This window comes from Streptomyces sp. NPDC002537, from assembly GCF_053594975.1.
The window spans coordinates 1-18,205 of the sequence record NZ_JBSFWT010000117.1; the positions used below are offsets into that span (position 1 = coordinate 1).

The 18,205-nt window shown below is 60.0% G+C and carries 11 protein-coding genes and 7 pseudogenes; 6 read left to right on the plus strand and 12 right to left on the minus strand.

From position 1 onward, the window contains the following. Window positions 1-681 precede the first annotated feature (681 nt). Window positions 682-1,368, minus strand: a complete 687-nt coding sequence (locus tag ACWD4A_RS32385) for a hypothetical protein (protein ID WP_451199558.1) — start codon at window positions 1,366-1,368, stop codon at window positions 682-684. A gap of 41 nt (window positions 1,369-1,409) precedes the next feature. Here ACWD4A_RS32385 and ACWD4A_RS32390 point away from each other — a divergent pair. Next, a pseudogene (locus ACWD4A_RS32390) lies at window positions 1,410-1,922 on the plus strand (transposase); the annotation flags it as partial. 14 nt (window positions 1,923-1,936) lie between these two features. Here ACWD4A_RS32390 and ACWD4A_RS32395 read toward each other — a convergent pair. The 3 genes and pseudogenes from ACWD4A_RS32395 to ACWD4A_RS32405 form a co-directional block, all read right to left on the minus strand. Beyond that, window positions 1,937-2,722, minus strand: a pseudogene (locus ACWD4A_RS32395) (IS3 family transposase); the annotation flags it as partial. Further along, a complete protein-coding gene (locus ACWD4A_RS32400) occupies window positions 2,719-3,009 on the minus strand; it encodes a transposase (protein ID WP_451199560.1) in 291 nt (96 codons plus the stop codon). The gene ACWD4A_RS32400 and the pseudogene ACWD4A_RS32395, both read right to left, overlap by 4 nt. A 181-nt stretch (window positions 3,010-3,190) precedes the next feature. Continuing rightward, the gene (locus ACWD4A_RS32405) at window positions 3,191-5,371 is read right to left on the minus strand and encodes a TULIP family P47-like protein (RefSeq protein ID WP_451199561.1); all 2,181 of its coding nucleotides are present in this window, start codon (window positions 5,369-5,371) and stop codon (window positions 3,191-3,193) included. Between the two features lie 176 nt (window positions 5,372-5,547). Here ACWD4A_RS32405 and ACWD4A_RS32410 point away from each other — a divergent pair, with 176 nt between their 5' ends. Next, window positions 5,548-5,700 (plus strand): hypothetical protein, encoded by a 153-nt coding sequence (locus ACWD4A_RS32410; RefSeq protein ID WP_451199563.1) that lies wholly within the window; start codon window positions 5,548-5,550, stop codon window positions 5,698-5,700. A gap of 4 nt (window positions 5,701-5,704) precedes the next feature. Here the strand turns inward: ACWD4A_RS32410 and ACWD4A_RS32415 are convergent. Beyond that, window positions 5,705-6,126, minus strand: a pseudogene (locus ACWD4A_RS32415) (transposase); the annotation flags it as partial. A 113-nt stretch (window positions 6,127-6,239) separates the two neighbouring features. Here ACWD4A_RS32415 and ACWD4A_RS32420 point away from each other — a divergent pair. Both ACWD4A_RS32420 and ACWD4A_RS32425 read left to right on the plus strand, forming a co-directional pair. After that, window positions 6,240-7,436, plus strand: a pseudogene (locus tag ACWD4A_RS32420) (transposase); the annotation flags it as partial. A gap of 54 nt (window positions 7,437-7,490) precedes the next feature. After that, window positions 7,491-7,650, plus strand: a pseudogene (locus ACWD4A_RS32425) (transposase); the annotation flags it as partial. A 169-nt stretch (window positions 7,651-7,819) separates the two neighbouring features. Here the strand turns inward: ACWD4A_RS32425 and ACWD4A_RS32430 are convergent. The 4 genes from ACWD4A_RS32430 to ACWD4A_RS32445 all read right to left on the minus strand — a co-directional run bounded on the left by ACWD4A_RS32430 (window position 7,820) and on the right by ACWD4A_RS32445 (window position 14,152). Next, window positions 7,820-9,553 carry a TULIP family P47-like protein gene (locus ACWD4A_RS32430; protein ID WP_451199564.1) on the minus strand — a complete coding sequence of 578 codons (1,734 nt, stop codon included), beginning with the start codon at window positions 9,551-9,553 and terminating at the stop codon, window positions 7,820-7,822. 416 nt (window positions 9,554-9,969) lie between these two features. After that, on the minus strand, window positions 9,970-11,235 hold the full coding sequence (locus ACWD4A_RS32435; RefSeq protein ID WP_451199565.1) for an IS701 family transposase: 1,266 nt from the start codon (window positions 11,233-11,235) through the stop codon (window positions 9,970-9,972). 149 nt (window positions 11,236-11,384) lie between these two features. Then, window positions 11,385-12,131, minus strand: coding sequence for a transposase family protein (locus ACWD4A_RS32440; protein ID WP_451199567.1), 747 nt, complete (start codon window positions 12,129-12,131; stop codon window positions 11,385-11,387). A gap of 152 nt (window positions 12,132-12,283) precedes the next feature. After that, window positions 12,284-14,152: a TULIP family P47-like protein gene (locus ACWD4A_RS32445; RefSeq protein WP_451199569.1), complete on the minus strand. Its 1,869-nt coding sequence runs from the start codon at window positions 14,150-14,152 to the stop codon at window positions 12,284-12,286. A gap of 193 nt (window positions 14,153-14,345) precedes the next feature. Between ACWD4A_RS32445 and ACWD4A_RS32450 the strand changes: the two genes are divergently transcribed. Continuing rightward, window positions 14,346-15,194: an IS5 family transposase gene (locus ACWD4A_RS32450; protein ID WP_451199571.1), complete on the plus strand. Its 849-nt coding sequence runs from the start codon at window positions 14,346-14,348 to the stop codon at window positions 15,192-15,194. Further along, complete coding sequence (locus tag ACWD4A_RS32455) at window positions 15,191-15,607, plus strand: hypothetical protein (protein ID WP_451199573.1); 417 nt, start codon at window positions 15,191-15,193, stop codon at window positions 15,605-15,607. The genes ACWD4A_RS32450 and ACWD4A_RS32455 overlap by 4 nt, the downstream gene beginning before the upstream one ends. Window positions 15,608-15,659: 52 nt before the next feature. On the opposite strand, the pseudogene ACWD4A_RS32460 reads toward ACWD4A_RS32455, so the two are convergent. The 3 genes and pseudogenes from ACWD4A_RS32460 to ACWD4A_RS32470 form a co-directional block, all read right to left on the minus strand. Then, window positions 15,660-16,452: pseudogene (locus ACWD4A_RS32460) on the minus strand (transposase family protein). A 181-nt stretch (window positions 16,453-16,633) separates the two neighbouring features. Further along, window positions 16,634-17,878, minus strand: a complete 1,245-nt coding sequence (locus tag ACWD4A_RS32465; RefSeq protein ID WP_451199575.1) for an IS110 family transposase — start codon at window positions 17,876-17,878, stop codon at window positions 16,634-16,636. A 241-nt stretch (window positions 17,879-18,119) separates the two neighbouring features. Further along, window positions 18,120-18,205, minus strand: a pseudogene (locus ACWD4A_RS32470) (IS5/IS1182 family transposase); the annotation flags it as partial.

Consider the following 18,205-nt stretch of genomic DNA (forward strand, 5'->3'; position numbering starts at 1 on the left):
TGGCAGATCTTCCGCCACGCACGCTGCAGCCCCGCCTGGCTCACCACCGCCGCCAAAGCCGTCCTCACTCTGGAGAGCCACCGCTGAAAACGCTCTGTGTACCCGGCCGGGGGTGGTGCAGTCCATGGGGCGCGTGGGCTCGGCCCTGGACAACACGGCCGCAGACCGTCTACGTGCTCACCAACCTGATGGCCCGCCAGGCGTCCCCGCAGCGGCTCGGACAACTGGCCCGCTCCCAGTGGGTGATCGAGAACCGACTCCATTTCGTCCGCGACATCACCTTCAGCGAGGATGCCTCCAAGATCTGTACCGGCCACGCACCGGAGAACATAGCCCACCCTGCGCGGCTTCGCGATCAACCAGCTACGAGCAGCAGACCACATCAACATCGCCGCCGGGATCCGCGAGATGTCCTACGAACCCTTCCACCGCCCGCTGGACCTCCTCGGCCTCACCTGAACAGCAACAATCCAACATCATCAGACTTTGAAACCGCCCTGGCCACGACACCAACACACCAGCGCCGCATGCCTGCCACAGCCAAATCCCCGAAGGGGAAAAACGGAGCGTAACTCACGAGGCAACCACGAATCTCGAGACCGGCTCAATAGATGGCCGTGCACTGCAGGATTTCCCTGACCTCCATATACACCCCAACCGAAATATCTTGCACATACCTCCTCACGAGAGCGCAACAATGAAGAACCCGCACTCTTTACCTCTCGGCGACATAGAGAGGGCCCACCGATCATTTTCGTGGACGAATGATACGGTCGGCGCCTTTGGCACTATATCTCCAGGGATCCCGACATCTTCCAAGCTAACCCCAATGCGCTCCAGCAGGCCATTTACGGAGAATCCCTCCGCCCAAGGAACCCAATCTATGGAGAGTCTTAATTCCTCACCATTGGGTAAGGTTTCGGCCGCCAAATGCATCAACATCTCAGAGGCGTCACTTCCGCCTTCGGTTTTCCTGAAAGTCAGATCCACCTTTACCCGGAAACCATTCGACTTAACATCTAGCGACGCAAGAACGCCTAAAGACCAACCCCGAATAGAGAATATTCCATCTACTGATACGCTTGACACGACATTGCCTTGAGTGGAGAATCGAATACTTGCCGGGTCCTGGCTGCTATAGTCTCCAAGGATCAAGCGACCTTTCCCGGAGACCCTCCCTTCGATTGAATCTGCATCATGAACGCCACTTAACTCAAGTTCGGCGTCCCCCAGGTAGCGGTTAAATGCAGGAGCGGCCTCCTGATGTGCAAGTTCAACCATCCTTATAGTAAATGACTCATGCGAATTTTCGGCCTGATGGAGCCGATCCGAAATAGCCTTGGCCGACAGGACCTCTCCCATCCTCACCCTCCAATAATAGAAGTTCGCTGTTGGCCGTTGATGCGGTCATGGGGAGTGGACAGTGGGGCTGGATCGTCCCGGGCGGTCTGTGGCAGTTGGTGAAGCCGTTACTGCCTGCGACACGTGTGCATCCGCAGGGCGGCGGAGTGGCGAACATCGATGACGAGGCGGTCTTCGCCGCAATCGTCTATGTGCTGGCCAGCGGCTGTTCCTAGCGGGCTCTGCCGCCATGTTTCGGAGCGTCGAAGTCGACGGTGCACCGCAGGTTCATGATCTGGCCGAGGGCCGGTGTGTGGGGCCGGCTCCACCAGAAAGTGCTCGAGCTGCTGGACAGTCAGGGCCTGGTCGACCTGTTGTCCGCGCACGGTGCTGGACCCGGCCCACGTGCGGGCGAAAGGGGGGGGCGAACTTGCAGGTCCGTCGCCCGTGGACCGGGCAATCCGGGTTCCAAGATGCACATCCTGTCCGATGCTGCCGGACTGCCCCTCCACGCCAACACCCACGACATCCTCGCCCTGAAGCCGATGCTGTCCCATTTCCACATGGGACACGAATCCCACGGATTGTAGAACATCTCGATGTATCGGACGATTGCCCGGTGAGTATGTGCATGTGTCGGGAACGAAGTCCGATGCACGAGCTCGTTCTTCAGGGCGCCGAAGAATGATTCGGCCCTGGTGTTGTCCCAGCAGACCCCGGTGCGGCCGACTGATGTCCTGAGCCCCAACGAACGAAGTTTCCCCCGGAGTTCCCGGGAAGTGTATTGACTGCCGCGGTCCGAATGGAAAATGCAGCCGTCGGCGAGACGGGTGTTCCGTGCTGCCATGTCGAGTGCGTCCAATATGAGTGAGGTCTTCATGTGGTCGGCCATCGCCCAGCCGATCACGGCCTTGGCATGGCAGTCAAAAACCGTTGCGAGGTAAAGGAAACCGGCCCAGGTATGGATATACGTGATATCACTGACCAGTTTGTGGCCGGGTGCATCTGCGGTGAAGTCACGGGCCATCAGGTCGGGTGTGGCCGGCGCCGTGCCGCCGACGAGGGTGGTCAGCCGCCAGGGCCGTGGCTGGCACGGGACCAGGCCCAGCTCGCGCATCAGAGTGCGGACCAGCTCCGGCCCGGCCTGCACGTTCATGCGTTTCAGGGCGGCGCGGACGCGCCGGTAGCCGTAGGTCTCGTGCGAGTCGGAGAAGACCTGGCTGATGATTTCCTTGAGTTCTGCGCGGCGCCCGGCGGTGGCCGACAACGGCCGGGAACGCCAGTGGTAGAAACCCGACGTGGACACACCTGCCCAGGCACACATCCGCCGCACGGGATAGGTGCCGGACTCGCCGTCGATGAACTCGAACTTCTCCGTCACCGGTATTCCTGGACGAAGAAGTCCGCCGCTTTTCCCAGGAACTCGGTCTTCATCCGCAGCTCACGGTTCTCGCGTTCCAGCTCACGCAGGCGAGCGCGTTCACTGATGTTCAGGGGCGGTTCCTCGCCGGCGTGCTCCTGCCGGTAGCGGCTGACCCAGGTACCCAGAGTTCCCTCGTTCACCTGGATTTCCCGTGCGACCTCAGCGATCGGCCGGGACTCCACGACCACCATCTTCACTGCCTCGTCCCTGAACTCGGGACTGAACTTCCTACGCTTCGGTGCCACGCGCTCTCTCCGCCGTTCCGGACTTCGATCCTATCGGGGACCCCTGTCCAAGAATTTCGGGGCGGCTCAGCCACCAGAGCCGCCTCATTTGGAGACCGTAGGCCGAAGATACTGGCTTCATATTCTCTTCTTCTCGGAGGCGCCAGAGAAACAGAGGACATGTTGCTCGGTGAGATTCATCTCAACCCTTTACTACCTTTACTCGTAGTGGCCGGAATGCGCTGCCTCCTGTCAGGTTCTCATCACCTCCTGCATTACCGTCCACCACCTCCAGATCATATTTGCCCGAATCGGGCTTAGCGTCCGTAAACTTTCCTCCAAAGATCAGAGGGCCCCTAACTTCGGCAGAACAGAGCTCCCAGTCTCCGGCTTGCGGGAAAGTTGTGGCACCTACACAATTCCTCGCAAAGTTACTTATCGAGTACGCATCAGTGAATTTCTTCTCTTTGAGCTCGTTTAGGTACCCTTCAATGACTCCTACCCCAGTACCAGCGCCAACAGCAAATCCAGCAACCGCCATCCCGGAAAAGAACTTCCACTTGTTATGCCTGATCCAGGCGCCAGGTTTATAGATACGCCTAAGATCACGCATATCAAACATGACCTCACTCACGTCGTCGTGCTCATCGTTAGAATAACGACGATAGGTAACTACCGTATCCTCTCCCTCATCGATCGAATATCGCAGATCTCTAGTCACCTGTAGGGCCACAGTGTCAGACTCGGGGTTACGCGCAAAGAATCGACCGAGATACTTCGAATTGGCCAGTTTCGATACTGCCAGCCCCAGCCCACCTCCAATTAATGCACCCGCGAAACCGATCAGGACACTATCTCCAAACTCTTTCCACTGGAATTCTGAGGACTTTTGGTACGAAATATTCAGAGACACCAAATCCAAGCTGTCCTTGATCGCCTTCAATCTAGCATCGTTATCCTTAAGTGAATCAGGAGCCGGAAGAAGGCCAGCAGGAACCAGAACCCATCCGCTGCCACTTTCAGTCTTTTTGATATCCACGCCGAATTCTTGCTCAAATGAGATCTTCAAGTCGACAGGAGCTTTTGAAGTAATGGTCTTGGCTAAAATGGATGCACGCATGTCCGTCACTCGGATATTTATCTTATTAGTGAGGAGGGTTACTCGGAGCATTCCTTTCGGAATTGTCGGCTTCAAAGGTCCGTCATCGTTTTCATCTAGATGAAAACGACTCCAAACTATTTCCTTGTTGTTAATAAGGGTAGTGCCAGTCTCTCGTTCTATGTCGAAGTCATCCGCCACCACATCTGGGAAAATCCCCAGAATTCCGGGTAAGAGTATCTTTCTAACCACGAGTTTGGGGCTAATCGCGAGAGCCGATGTCGCTCCCCCCTTAAGGCCTAGGAGAATCGACGTATCCACTTGCGACGAACAGCTGGCATCTGGTACTTCTCGCTCGGTAAGGCATAGCGCTCCGAAAACACTCTTACTGAGATCCCCTCCGTCATTTATCGGCGTCGCCACTGCATACTCACCGTACTTGGGCTTCACCCATTTGTAGTCTCCTTTTGCTGCCGCCACATTGAGCAAAAATTTCACAAATACATGACGGAACTGTGCAAGTGTGTCTTCCTTCTTGCACCACTTGTCCAGAATTCCCCTGAATAGCTCATCCGTCTGCTCGTTCTCCATCTCAGGGACTGAGCCGCCTGAAATATTCAAGAGCTTAATTGATGGCTCGGTTTCGGTTCCCACAGTATTCGGCGTCTCGATATTTAGCTGCCGTCCCCCGGTTCCTGTGCTGTCCTTCACATCGTTCTCATTAGGCCACATCTTAGAGAGCACCAGTTCAATATCAACCGATACGCCCTGGAGGTGGTGCCCATCATTCACCAGGTCGTCTACCCAGAAGTTTCCACTCTCAATGGTGCAGCGCATTTTCAGGTGCCTACTGTCCCCACTGCCTGACAGTTTCCAGTCCGCCCACTTTCCCAAGATGTGATAAGTTGACTTGCTCTGATGCATCGACCCGCCGGTGCTGTAGTCGAACGAAAAGGATTTTGGGACGACGCTCTCCTTATTCGCCAAGGACGTCATGAGCGACTTATTCGCGATATCGAAAGGGATGGCAAATACAGTATCCCAGCCATTCATGTTTACTGGGCTTGTTTGCTCGACCATCTCAATCTCCCATTCTCGAGACGGATTTACTCCGGTTGAATTGGCGTTGTCCGCGAGGTCGTGACGTCGACTGATCGTCGCGGTACGACGTTTCTCGGCTACGAGATCATGACCCAGCACAACGACACGAAGAAGACGGGCCGTTACCATCGAGTCAACGGCCAGATCGCTCTTCGCGTCCCCCCTGGACGTGATCAAGGCCAAGTCTGCCCCTCATCTCGCACGCGGAAGGCCCGGGAAGAGAAAGGCTCTGATCGACAGCAGCGATCACGCGATCGTTGCGACATTCGGGGCCGTCTACAGAAGCATCGTCCAGTACTACCTGCTTGCCGGGGGTGTTTTCCGGCTGCACCGGCTGCGATTTGGTCATGGAGACGTCCATGACCAAGACCCTGGCAGCCAAAGACCGCTCGTCGGCGTCGCAGATGGCTGCCAAGTACAAGGCCAGAACCGACTCGCCCAACGGGTCCCGAGTCTGTTTCGAGGCCCGTATCGAGGCCCCGGCCGGGCAGAGAGACATCTCAGGGATTTAAGAAGTCAAGCCGCGGCCGTCAGCGATGAGGAGGCTGGGGAGGTGAAGGCGCGATGCTTGTCGAAGTGCTGCTGGTTTTGAAGGCAGTGGAAGAACGGCCAAGCATCCGGTTGAGCAGGTTGCGTTGGGCGGCGGCGTGCCAGTCCCCCTGCTCGCGTCGGCGTCGGTAGTGGCTGTTGGCGCCGGGCGAGGCGGTGAGAGAGGCGAAGGCCCACAGGAAGCCCGCGGCCATGAGGCGGTCGTTCTTGACGAAGCGGCGTCCGACGAAGTGTTTCTTGCCCGACGCGCGAGTGATGGGTGCGGAGCCGGCGTATGCCTTGAGCCCCCTGGCGTCGGCGAAGCGGGTGCGGTCGTCGCCAATCTCGGCGAGCACCCGGGCCGCGAGCTGGACTCCGAGCCCGGGGAAGGACAGGAGTATCTCAGCGTCCGGGAGCCTGTCGCGCAAACCCGCCGAACAGCCCCGCTGCGGTGTGGTGGGCTGGAAGAATGATCGTTGTGGGGCGGAACTTCCTGGCGTGTGACCGTGACCAGCAGTACCTGATGCCGCCGAGCGTGGCCGACTGGCTCCCGGACGATCACCTCGCCTGGTTCATCCTGGAAGTCGTCGAGGAGCTGGACCTGGCCGAGTTGTACGGCGCTTACCGCGCTGATGGATGGGGGCGGGCGGCTCACGAACCGTCGATGATGCTTGCGCTCTTGCTCTACGCGTACTGCCAGGGCGAGCGCTCCTCGGGCCAGATCGAGCGCCGGTGCCGTGAGGACGTGGCCTATCGCGTGATCACAGCGAACACGGCTCCGGACCATGCCACCATCGCTCGCTTCCGGGCCCGGCACGAAAAGACGCTCTTCCGTCTGCTGGTGCAGAGCCTACGGCTGTGCCAGGCCGCGGGACTGGTCAAGATCGGTGTCGTGGCCCTGGACGGAACAAAGATCGCCGCGCAGGCATCGATGAACGCCATGCGTTCGCGGGCACAGATCGAAGCCGAGGTCGCCGGGATGCTGGCCGAAGCTGACGCTGCCGACGCCCGCGGGGATGCACAGCAGCAGGAGAGCTCGGCTCTCCGGGGAGGGCGAGGGCAGAGGTTGGACAGGCTGCGCAAGGCGAAAGAGTCGCTCGAAGCGCAGGACCGTGCTGCCATGGACGCCTACGAACGTCGCGTTGCCGAACGCACCGCGAAGGAGAAGGCGCTCGGCATGAAGATCCGGGGCCGCAAGCCCCGGCTGCCCACGCCGGACATGGACAAGCGCCTGAACACCAGCGATCCCGACAGCCGCGTTATGCCGACCAAGGGCGCCTGGCTCCAGGGATACAACGCCCAGATCGCCACCACGACCAGCCAGATCATCATCGCCGCAGGCATCTCCTCGGACACCAACGACCAAAAGCTCCTCCACCCCATGCTGAACTGGGTCGCCCAGACCCTGCAGGACGTCGCGATCACCGATCCCGTCACCACAGTGGTCGCCGATGCCGGCTACTGCACTGACGCCAACCTGGCCGCCGCCGACCCGGACGGGCCGGAACTGCTGATGCCGCCTTACAACATCCGCAAGGACCGAGAAGTCGACGAAGCCCACCGCCAACTGCGCAACCGGGCACCGAAGCTGTTGTCCGCCAAGGCCCGTATGGAAGAGCGTTATGCCAGCGAAGCTGGACAAGCCCTCTACCGCCTCCGAGGGCAGAGTGTCGAACCAGTCTTCGGGCAGATCAAAGAGGCCCGACGGTGTCGCCGTTTTCAGCGCCGCGGGCGTCGGGCTGTCGAGAACGAGTGGAATCTGATCTGTGCGACCCACAACCACTCGCACAAGCAGGTACGCGCACGCGTCGAGACACGCCTTCGCCCGCATGAAGAGCTGGAAGATCCTCCGCGACTGCCGCCTCAAGGGCGACGGCGTCCAGCACGCGATGCTCGGCATCGCCCGGCTGCACAACCTCAGCCTCGCCGGATAAGCAGGCTGGCCGCACGACAGCCGACCGCACCCGCATCAAACCATAGATCATTTACGGGACAACCCTTAGAAGCATCTCCATTCTGCTGGATGTGACTGGTCAGCGGTAAGGTGGCGCTATGGTACGAATCATATCTCCACTTTTGACCGAGTAGACATACATTAATGAGTCATGACACATTAGGGGAAGGCGCTGTAAGTTTTCCTTCAAGCACGAGGTTACCCCTTAAGCGACCAGAAAGCATCTCCCAATTCTCAATCTCCGGGAATAGTGCAGCGCTAACAATAGCTTGAGCCAGACTATCAAGAGACAAAAGGCTATCAAACTTCCCTTCCTCTCTCTCTTCAAGATACTGGATAAGGAGATGCGTAGCCCCCGCGCCAACACCGCCACCGATTACCGTGCCCAAGAAGGCGCAAAGAGTAACCCAGCGCGCAGCCACAGCTGCATCTTCTTTTGACCTTACCCCTATCTCTCTTCTTTCCTCTTGACGAGTGTTCTCCGAGGCGCCGCTTCGACCGGAAACACCGTCTCTCGGTCCACGTCGATCCTCAGTCTTCCTACTCTTGAATATCGCTTTCCCAATCGCCTTTCCTATGACTTCCCCCATAATTGCGGCGACTATTCCTCCGGCGATATCTATAACCCATTCAACAACTTTTAGATCAGTATCAGGTTCAGCTGTAATGTTATGCGTTTTCACGTCCATTAATGCTGCCAATCCTGCACGCTTCTGCTCATCCGTAAGGTTCTTGTCGTTCTCAATGAGGACGAAATCGGGAATGAGCTCCCACCCCTTGCGCTCAGGGTCCTCCCTGGACTCAACTCCGAACTCATGCTCGAAGTTCAGGATTACGTTCAGGTGACCCAAGGCGCCAGAATATCTACCCGAAATGCCGGTGAGCTTCAGATTTACCTTCACTGGCCCAGCCAGCATCCTGAAATGTTCTACGTCAATATCCGGCCTAAAATTCGATGCAGCGTCATCGGGACTCATCTGAAACGTTCCCCATGAAATTTTGTTCTTGTTAACTAGTACACCCTCCTTATTCAACTCAAAGTCTTCCGCCCTTGACCCAAAGAAGGCGCTCATTGAGCCGAACTTGAGTATACCGCCAGTTAGGCAATTGCGACTGATAACGAAGCTAGAGTTATGGCCAGATGAGGAGCCATGTAGGGCATCCAAATCAACTTGACCTGCAAGACCTTGCAACTTGTTGTCTCCCACGAGTGAAAGTACCCCAAACGCGCAGTCCTCGGGATCGATTACGCTTCCACTGTCTTGCGATGGACTTGCCACCGCATATGCCACATAAGCCGACTTTAACCAAGAATAATCCCTTTTCGCCGCTTGCGTGCTAATGTTTACCTTTCCAAACACCTTGCTAAGCGACGTGATACTTCCTTGAAGACATTTTTCCAGTAAAGCGTTGAAAGCATGCTCGAGTCTCGCATCTTTAATCCGTTGAGCCTTGTCTCCGGCCACCGATAACAGGACTATAGTGGGTTCTTCTGCACTTCCTTTCTTCGCTGGCTGCCCATTCGAAGTAGCGAAAGTGGATAGATCGACTTGAGCTGTGACAATCACTGCATCGGTTTCAAAAATGTCTTCCTTCTCCCCCTCTCCCTTCTGCCAAAACTTCCCTAGCTTCATTAGACAGCGTATATGGACGTACTTTCCCGACCCCCCGCCCAGCAAAGCCCAGCTCTCCCACTCCCCTTCGATGCAAAAGATCCTCTTAGGAGCGTCGGCTGCTGCAGAGATTGAAACAGTATCGCTTAATTTTCTGGATATTTCCCCCATCTTGATGGAATTACCTATCATGTCATTGACTGTGGAGAGTGGAACAACAAACGCCGTATCCCAGCCGTTTGTGCTGATCGTCCCTTTGGTAGCGGGCATCTCGGAACTCCCGTAGAGTGAATAGGGTCGCTCTTTGTGCTCCTTGATGTCAATGTCGCCGAAGATTGATGCGCTAACCTGCGATGAACATTAAAACCCTCCCTCTGTGTTGACTTTCGTTAACAGCTTGATATTCGCTCCTTGGAGCAAGAGTGGCGGTTCGAGATAGCAGCTCACGTTCTCTCTACTAAAGGAGATTCACATAGGATCGAGCCCTCAAAAGGGTTATCCCATAACTGGTGTGGCTGCGGGCACGCCAGGGCGGTTTCAAAGTCTGATGATGTTGGATTGTTGCTGTTCAGGTATAGGGCTTGGTCAGGTTGGTGTGAGCGTGGGTATGTCGCGGTGACAGGTGGGGCAGGCGCCGGTCCAGGTGGCGAGGAGGGTCTGCAGTTCGCGGACGATCCGGTAGAGGCTCAGGCCGGCGCCAGTTCTTTTGGGGATCGGGCCAGGCGTTGGAGGGTGCAGAAGGCGTGGGCGGCGGAGACGAGGGTGACGTGGTGGTGCCAGCCCTGCCAGGTCCGGCCTTCGAAGTGCGCGAGCCCCAGGGCCTGTTTCATCTCGCGGTAGTCGTGCTCGATCCTCCAGCGGAGCTTGGCGTTCCGCACCAGCGTGGTCAGCGGGGTGTCCGCGGGCAGGTTCGACAGCCAGAACTGGACCGGCTCGGGTTCGGAGGCAGGCCATTCGGCCAGCAGCCAGCACACGGGCAGTTCCGCACTCCGGGCGGCTTGGCGGACTTTCCGTCCGGCGGGGCGGATCCGCAGGGCGGCGAACCGTCCGTACATACGCCTGAAGCCGTTGCGGCCGGTGCCGGGGCGGGAGCCCTCGCGCCACTGCACCGGCCTGGCCGCGGGCCGTCCGGCGTCGATGACCAGCTGTTTCACGCTCCTGGCCGCATTGGGGTACTTCGCTGTGGGCGGGCGGCCGGTACCGCCGTAGGCCGGGACGGCCGGCACCGCATCGCCGGGGTGTGCGCTCACGGTGGTGGAGATGCCCACCACATAGTGCAGTCCGAGTTCCTCGAGGCCGAGGCGGAAAGCGGCGGTGTCCCCATATCCGCCGTCGGCGACGGCCAGCGGAACGTCGATGCCCCAGGACCGTGTCTCGTCGATCATGTCCAGGGCCAGCTGCCACTTCTCGACATGGCCGGTGCCGGCCGGAATACCGCACTGGCTGCGGCGGCCGACCTTGACCGGGTCGGCCTTCGGGGAAGCCGGGTCCCAGGTCTCCGGGAGGAACAGACGCCAGTCGACGGCGGCCGAGGCGTGATCGGAAGCCAGGTGAAGGGACACCCCTGCCTGGCAGTTGGTGACCTTCCCGGCGGTGCCGGTGTACTGCCGCGACACGCACGCCGAGGCGTCACCGTCCTTGAGGAAGCCGGTGTCATCGATGATCAACGCGGTTGGCCTGATGGCCTGTTCCATCATCCACGCGAGCCGGGCCCGTACGTGTGCCGGGTCCCAGGGGCTGGTGGTGACGAAGTGCGCGAGGGCCTGCCGGTTGCTGTTCCCGCCGATCCGGGCCGCCATCGGCTCCACCGACTTGCGCTGCCCGTCCAGCAACAGCCCCCGCAGATACACCCCGCCCCACCGACGCTGGTCCGCCCGCGCGAACGGCTCGAACACATCCGCCGCGAAGTCCTCCAGATCACACCGGACCGCAGCCAGCTCCTCAGGCGTCACGACCGATCAACGGAACAACCGATCATCAGGACACGCCACCGGCAACCGCACCTGACCAAGCCCTAGGCCTGTTCGCCATGCCGCAGCCGACACCGCCCACCTCAGAGTAGGACCTGGCGAAACCTCGCTCAACACCCACTGAACGTCTTTCATCCTGAATAGCCGCAGGTCAGGAGGGTGTGGACGGCCTGGACGATGCGGCTGATGCGGTTGGTGGAGCATCGGGCCCGGCGGAGGATGCGCCAGGACTTCAGCCGGGCGAAGGCGCGTTCGCCCGGCGCCCGGAGTCGCGCGTGGACGCGGTTGAACCGCTGGTAGTGGTCCGGGAGTTCGCGGTGTCCGTAGTACGGAGTGCGGACGGTGGCGCCGGCACCCTGGTAGGCCCGGTCGGCCAGAACGAGGATTTCTCTGGTGAGGCAGGCCTGGAGGATGCCGTGAGTCCGGGCGGCGGTCAGGTCGTGCGTGCGCCCGGGCAGCGCGCGGGAGAACCACAGCGGTGTGCCGTCCGGGCGGGCGACGGCCTGGACGTTCATGCCGTGTTTCTTGTGCTTTTGCGAGTAGTACGGCTCGTCCGCGGCGATGCGGTCGGTGGGGATCAGCGTGCCGTCAACGACGACGAAGTCCCCCTCACCCAGGCCTACCAATGCCTCGCGCAGGCCCGGGGCCCACGCGGCCAGGACCTCAAGGGTCTCGTCCACGTACCGCCAGGCTGTGGCTCCGGATACTCCGAAACCGGCCCCGACCTGCGCGAACGTTTCGTTCTTCCGTAGATGGGCCAGCACCAGCAGGGCCTGCTTGAAACAGCCCAGCCTCCGCCAGGGCGACTTCAGCTCACGTCGGCGGGCATGGACCAGCCACGAGACATGCTCGACCAGCTCGTACGGGACATCGAGCATGGCAGGATACGGAACCACAGAGCCCCTTGGCGCCGGTGTCGAGTGAGATCAACACCCCAACGACAAGGGGCTCTGCTGTGTCACCAACCATCACCCCTGACCTGCCCGTTTCACCCCGCGGGGCAGGATGAAAGAGGTTCACTCAGACAACCTTAGCTCTTAAAGCTCCCGCCGAAGAGGAGGGAGCCGCGAATTTGAGCAGAGCTGAGTTCCCATTCTTCCAGGTGAGGGAATGTCGTTGCCCCCATACAGTTTTGCGCAAATTTATCAATTGAAAGCGCATTGTCAAACTGGCCGTTCTTCAATTGGTTGATATAGTCGACGAGCTTCATTGCGCCGACTCCGCCAACGCCTGACCCAAGAACTCCGCCCAGGAACCCGAGGTAGGCGTTCCACCGGTTCATTGCAGCGATGGACGAGTTCACTTTAGGCAGAAGCCTACCTAATTGCTCCGCCGTGAGCGCTCCACCGGCGTCCTCTGCCCATTCCGTTATCTCATCCAACCTTGCTTGCTTCAGTTTCTTGAACGCGCCTTCCTCTATCTGTTCCATGATCGCTGCGATTTGCCCTTCGGTTAAAGAAACCGTCGCTCTGGTTGCGCTAGTCTTAATGGCACTCTTGACGGCAGCTGTCGACTTGAATATTAGCTTGCCGATCCCCTTCCCTATAGCACCGCCAAGGAATCCTAGAACGACACCTGCGACTATGTCCAGTACCGTTTCCCAGGCTTTCTCATTTGGTGCCTTCTCGATAACGAGCGACCATGTCTTTATGTCCTGCAGTTTAGCTAAAGCGGCAGCCTCGGAAAGATGCTCATCTTCCACAAGAGGGAGGAAGTCAGGGACGATAACCCACCCATTTCCATTGGTCGCCTTCTTCAGAGAGATGCCGAATTCCTGCTCCATTCCGTATGTTAGGTACAGGTCCCCCATGGCCAGTTTTCCAGGAGCAGGAGTGGTCCCCGTGACATCTGTAAGTGAAATGTGAATCTTTGTGGGCATCAGCGTCATGCGAAATTTCGAGGCCGGCACAACTGGCTTGAAGAGAGTTTTACTGTCGTCGGGGTCGAACTGGAAAGTGGGCCATTCCAGACGATTTTTGTTCGTTATAACCAAACCGGTTTCATCGTCTATTTTGAAGTCGGTCTTCTTTGAGCCGTAGAACATTGCCATGGCTGAAGGCAGTAATATGTGTTCAACCATGCGCGGCGCGCTTATCGCAAGACTTGAGGTTCCACTCTTTACTTCACTGATGGTATTTATGGAGACCTGTGAGCTGAGACCCGCTGAAGTTCTCTCATCGACCATGCACAGAGCACCGAAAACATCTTTGGATAGGTCGTCACCCGCCTCATCGGGGCTCGCCACGGCGTAGCTGCAATCTGAAGGCTTTAGCCATTGATAGTCATCCCTCGCGGCCTTCGAATTCAATATAAACTGGACGAAGACGTGCTGAAAGTCCTCAATAGTTTTGTTTTGCCTACACCAATCACGCATCATCCCTTCAAGCTGAATATTCATTTCGATCTTTTTTATCTCATCAAACTTTGCTCCGGTAGCGGCAACAAACGTGATGGTGGGACTTTCAGGAGCGCCTGGTGTGGATGGCATCTGGATGTCGGTCTGGGTGCCGCCAGTCCCCCCCGATTTGTCCGATATTGACTTAGCGTCTCTCTTGATCTTTTCTAGGTTTATCTCTATTGTCACCTGAATTCCATCAAGAGGCATTCCATCCGCTTTAGCGTCCTCATAGTAGTAGGTGCCGTCCTTCAGGGTGCCGACCATTTTGAGGATCCTGCCCGACCCGCCACGTTTTAGATTCCATTCACCCCAGTTTCCTTCCACTTTCAGGCCCGGCTCCTGCTTTCCCATCTTCTTCCCTCCGGGTATATATCCGGAGAATGTGGCCGGGAGTTTGCTTTCCTTCTTTTCGATAGATTTCTTGAGCGCGGAATTCATCTCCTTGAATGTGACCGAGAATACCGTATCCCATTTATTTAAGTTGACTGCGTCTCCAGTCATAACGACATCTCTCCTATTCGTCTGTTGTTGATCAATTGCTCCTGTTGAATGAGTCGCCCTGCTGGAGCATGCAGGACGCGATCCTTCTCAGTGGGCGGTTCGTGAGTCTATGGGTGGATCTGGTGTCGCTTGATGGTGTGGGCGAAGCCGGAACGCGCCGGTCCGGTGCCGGTGGCCTGCTGGGATCGGTGGGGTGAGTGAACGCAAGCCGTACCAGAGCGACTTGACGGACGAGCAATGGGCGTTGATCGAGCCGGTGCTCACGGCCTGGAAGGGCCGGCACCGTTCGGTCAGCGGCCACCAGGGCCGTTACCCGATGAGGGAAATCGTGAACTCGATCCTCTACCAGTCCCGCACCGGCTGTCAGTGGGCCCTCCTGCCGAACGACCTGCCGCCGAAGAGCGCGACGTACTACTACTTCGCCGCCTGGCGGGACGACGGCACCTACCGGCAGATCCATGAACTCCTGCGCTGCCAGGTGAGGGAGAGGAGCCGTCGCTTAGAGGACCCGACTCTGGTGATCCTGGACACCCAGAGTGTCCGGGCGGCCACCGGGGTCCCCGCGGTCACGACGGGCAGGGATGCCGCGAAACGGGTGCCGGGCCGCAAGCGGGGACTGGCCGTGGACATCCTCGGCCTGGTCATCGCCGTCGCCGTGCTGGCCGCGAGCGTCCACGACAACGCCGCCGGCATCACTCTGCTCGACGAGGTCGCTGTCGCGGCCGGCGGCTCGGTCAGCAAGGCCCTGGTCGACCAGGGCTTCAAGAACCAGGTCGTCACGCACGGAGCCACCCTCGGCATCGACGTCGAGATTGTCCGGCGCAACCCTGAGGAGAGGGGTTTCGTGCCGCAGCCGAAGCGGTGGCGGGTGGAGCAGACGTTCGGGATCTTGATACTGCACCGACGCCTGGTCCGCGACTACGAACACCGCCCGGCCTCCTCCGCCTCACGCGTCTACTGGGCCATGACCCACGTCATGGCTCGCCGGATCACCGACACGACCACGCTCACCTGGCGCGATCCGCAGGTGGCCGGCGCGTGAACCTGAACCCCCTCCTTCAGGCACTCGATCTCCAGGAAGACGCCGCCCGGGCCCTGGCCGACGATCTCCGTACCCAGATCGATGCCCTGCAGGCCCAGCTCCGCGAAGCCGAACTGCGTCTGGAACACCTCGCCATCACCCGCACGACCATTACCGGACTCGCCGACCGAATCCCGGCCCACACGGTCGACCCAGCAGGAAGCCTGGAGCTGCCCGAGCACCCGGACTACCCGCGCATCCTCGCCGTCTTCAACGACACCACCGGCCCACTGAGGGCCCGCGACATCTGCCAGGCCCTCGATTTCGAGCTCCTGCCGAAACATGTCGAACGCACCCGCGCCAAGATGAAACGCCTGGTCACACTAGGAATCCTCGCTGAGACCGAGCCCGGCACCTTCAGCAAGAAGCAGTAACCAAGTCCGGCACAGACATCAACTCACGAACCGCCCACTCAGTGAGCGCCTTTCATCCTGAATAGCCGCAGGTCAACAGGGTGTGGATGGCCTGGACGATGCGGCTGATGCGGTTGGTGGAGCATCGTGCCCGGCGGAGGACGTGCCAGGTCTTCAGTCGGGCGAAGGCGCGTTCGCCGGGGGCTCGTAGTCTGGCGTGGACGCGGTTGTATCGCTGGTAGTGGTCGGGGAGTTCGCGGTGTCTGTGGTACGGGGTGCGGACAGTGGCGCCGGCGCCCTGGTAGGCGCGGTCGGCCAGGACCAGGATTTCCCTGGTCAGGCAGGCCTGGATGATGCCGCGGTCAGGTCGTGGGTCCGTCCCGGTAACGCGCGTGAGAACCACAGCGGAGTCCCGTCCGGGCGGGTGACGACCTGCACGTTCATGCCGTGCTGCTTGTGCTTTTGCGAGTAGTACGGCTCGTCCGCCCTGATGCGGTCGGTCGGGATCAGCGTCCCGTCAACGACGACGAAGTCGCCCTCACCCAACCCCACCAGAGCCTCACGCAAGCCCGGTGCCCACGAGGCCAGGACCTCAAGTGTCTCGTCGACGTACCGCCAAGCCGTCGCCGCCGACACCCCGAAACCGGCTCCCACCTGTGAGAATGTCTCGTTCTTCCGTAGATGCGCCAGCACAAGAAGAGCCTGCCTGAAGCAACCCAGCCTCCGCCACGGCAACTTCAGTTCACGCCGACGGGCATGGATCAGCCACGAGACGTGCTCAACGAGCTCGTGCGGAACGTCGAGCGTGGCAGGATAAGCGACCAACAGGGCCCCTTGGACGCCGGTGTGATGAGTGGAATCACCACGCCAACGACGAGGGGCCCTGCCACGTCACCCACCACCTCTGACCAGCCCTTTCACCCTTCAAGAGCCGGGATGAAAGAGGTTCAGTTATTGACCTCTTTCATCCTGTCCCGTGGAGATGAAACGGCCTGGTCAAGGGTCTGGTCCGAAAATAACGTCTGAACGCCAGCCCGGCGGGTGAGTTCAAGCGGCCTCGATGGGTTCGAAGCGGACGGTCAGGCCCAGGGCGTTGGCCTGCCGGGTGATGCGGCGCATGGCGCGTTCGGGGTCGTGCCTGGCGTAGTAGTCGCCGCCGAGGTCGTTGAAGACGGTGTCCTGGGTGAGCATGTGCCAGACCGCGGTCAGCATCGAGTGCTCGAGCGCGACCAGGGCCTTCTTCTTGCCCAAGCGGGGCATCAGGCGCATGTAGCGGGCGCCGAGGTAGGTGCGCTCGCGAGTGCGGGAGGCGGCCATCGCGGCGGTGCTCAGAGCCGCGCCGAGCCACCGGTTGCCGTGGCGTCTGCGCCCCGACTTCTGCTTCCCGGCGGATTCGATGTGGCCTGGGCAGACGCCGGCCCAGGAGGCGAGGTGACCGGCGGTGCGGAAGCGGGCCATGTCGCCGCCGGTCTCCGCGATCAGGACCTCGGCCGTGGCCCGGCCGACCCCGGGGATGCTCTCCAGCAGCTCAAGCTGGCGGGCAAAAGGGCGCGTCTCCTCCTCGATCCGCTCGGAGAGCTCCGCGATCGTGGTTTTGAGGTGATCGATGCGCTCCAGGTGCAGCCTGCACAGGAACGCGTGGTGCTCGCCGAAGTTCCCGGTCAGCGCCTCCACCAGGTCGGGGATCTTGGGCCGCATGCGGGCCTTGGCTATCTGGGCGAGCGCGTGGACATCGCGTTCCCCGTCGATGAGCGCGTCCAGCATGGCCCGCCCGGACACCCCGAGGATGTCGGTGGCCACCGTCGAGAGCTTGATCCCGGCGTCCTCGAGTTCTTTCTCCAGGCGTTGGGCTTCCCGGGACAACTCACCGGCGAGAGTGCTGCGGTAACGGGTCAGGTCCCGCAGGTGCCGAATCGGCTCCGGCGGCACGAACGAGGCCTTCAACAGCCCGCACTCGCCGAGCTGGCACAGCCACGCCGAGTCCGCGACGTCGGTCTTGCGGCCGGGCAGGCCCTTGGCGCGGGCCGCGTTGACGAGGATCACGTTGAGGCAGTCCTCCAGCAAGTAGAACGCCCCGCGCCAGTAGTCGCCCGTGGCTTCCATGACCACGAGGGTGACCTGCTCGGCGACCAGCCAGTCCCGCAGCTCAAGCAGCGCGTTGGTGGTGGTCACGAAGGTGCGGATCTCCTGCCGACGACTGCGGCGACCACTGGGGTTGGGCGTGCGCACGCACGCCTTGAGGTCCTTCTTGCCGATGTCCAGCGCGGCGCACCGCTCGTGCAGCACATCCATGGCCCAGCCCCTCCCACCCGCGATCGACGCCAAGGGCGCGCCGTCCGGAGGAGCCACAGGGCTGAAGAGTCTGGTCCGCGTGCTGCAGCAACAATTGACGGTCCCTGCAAGCGGCTCCCGACGCCATACTGACACTCGAGCTCACAGGCATCACAGATTCGTCGGCGTCCCGGACGGACACGCCCCCGATTTTCCCGGCCTCACGGCGGCCGGCGCAGCCGGTCTGGATTACTGAGCCCTTTCAGGGTTGCCGCTCCAGGGTGAGGACTGCTCTGGCGATTGCCGACATTCGATTTGGGCTGCACCGAGCTTTGCGGAAGATGCGCC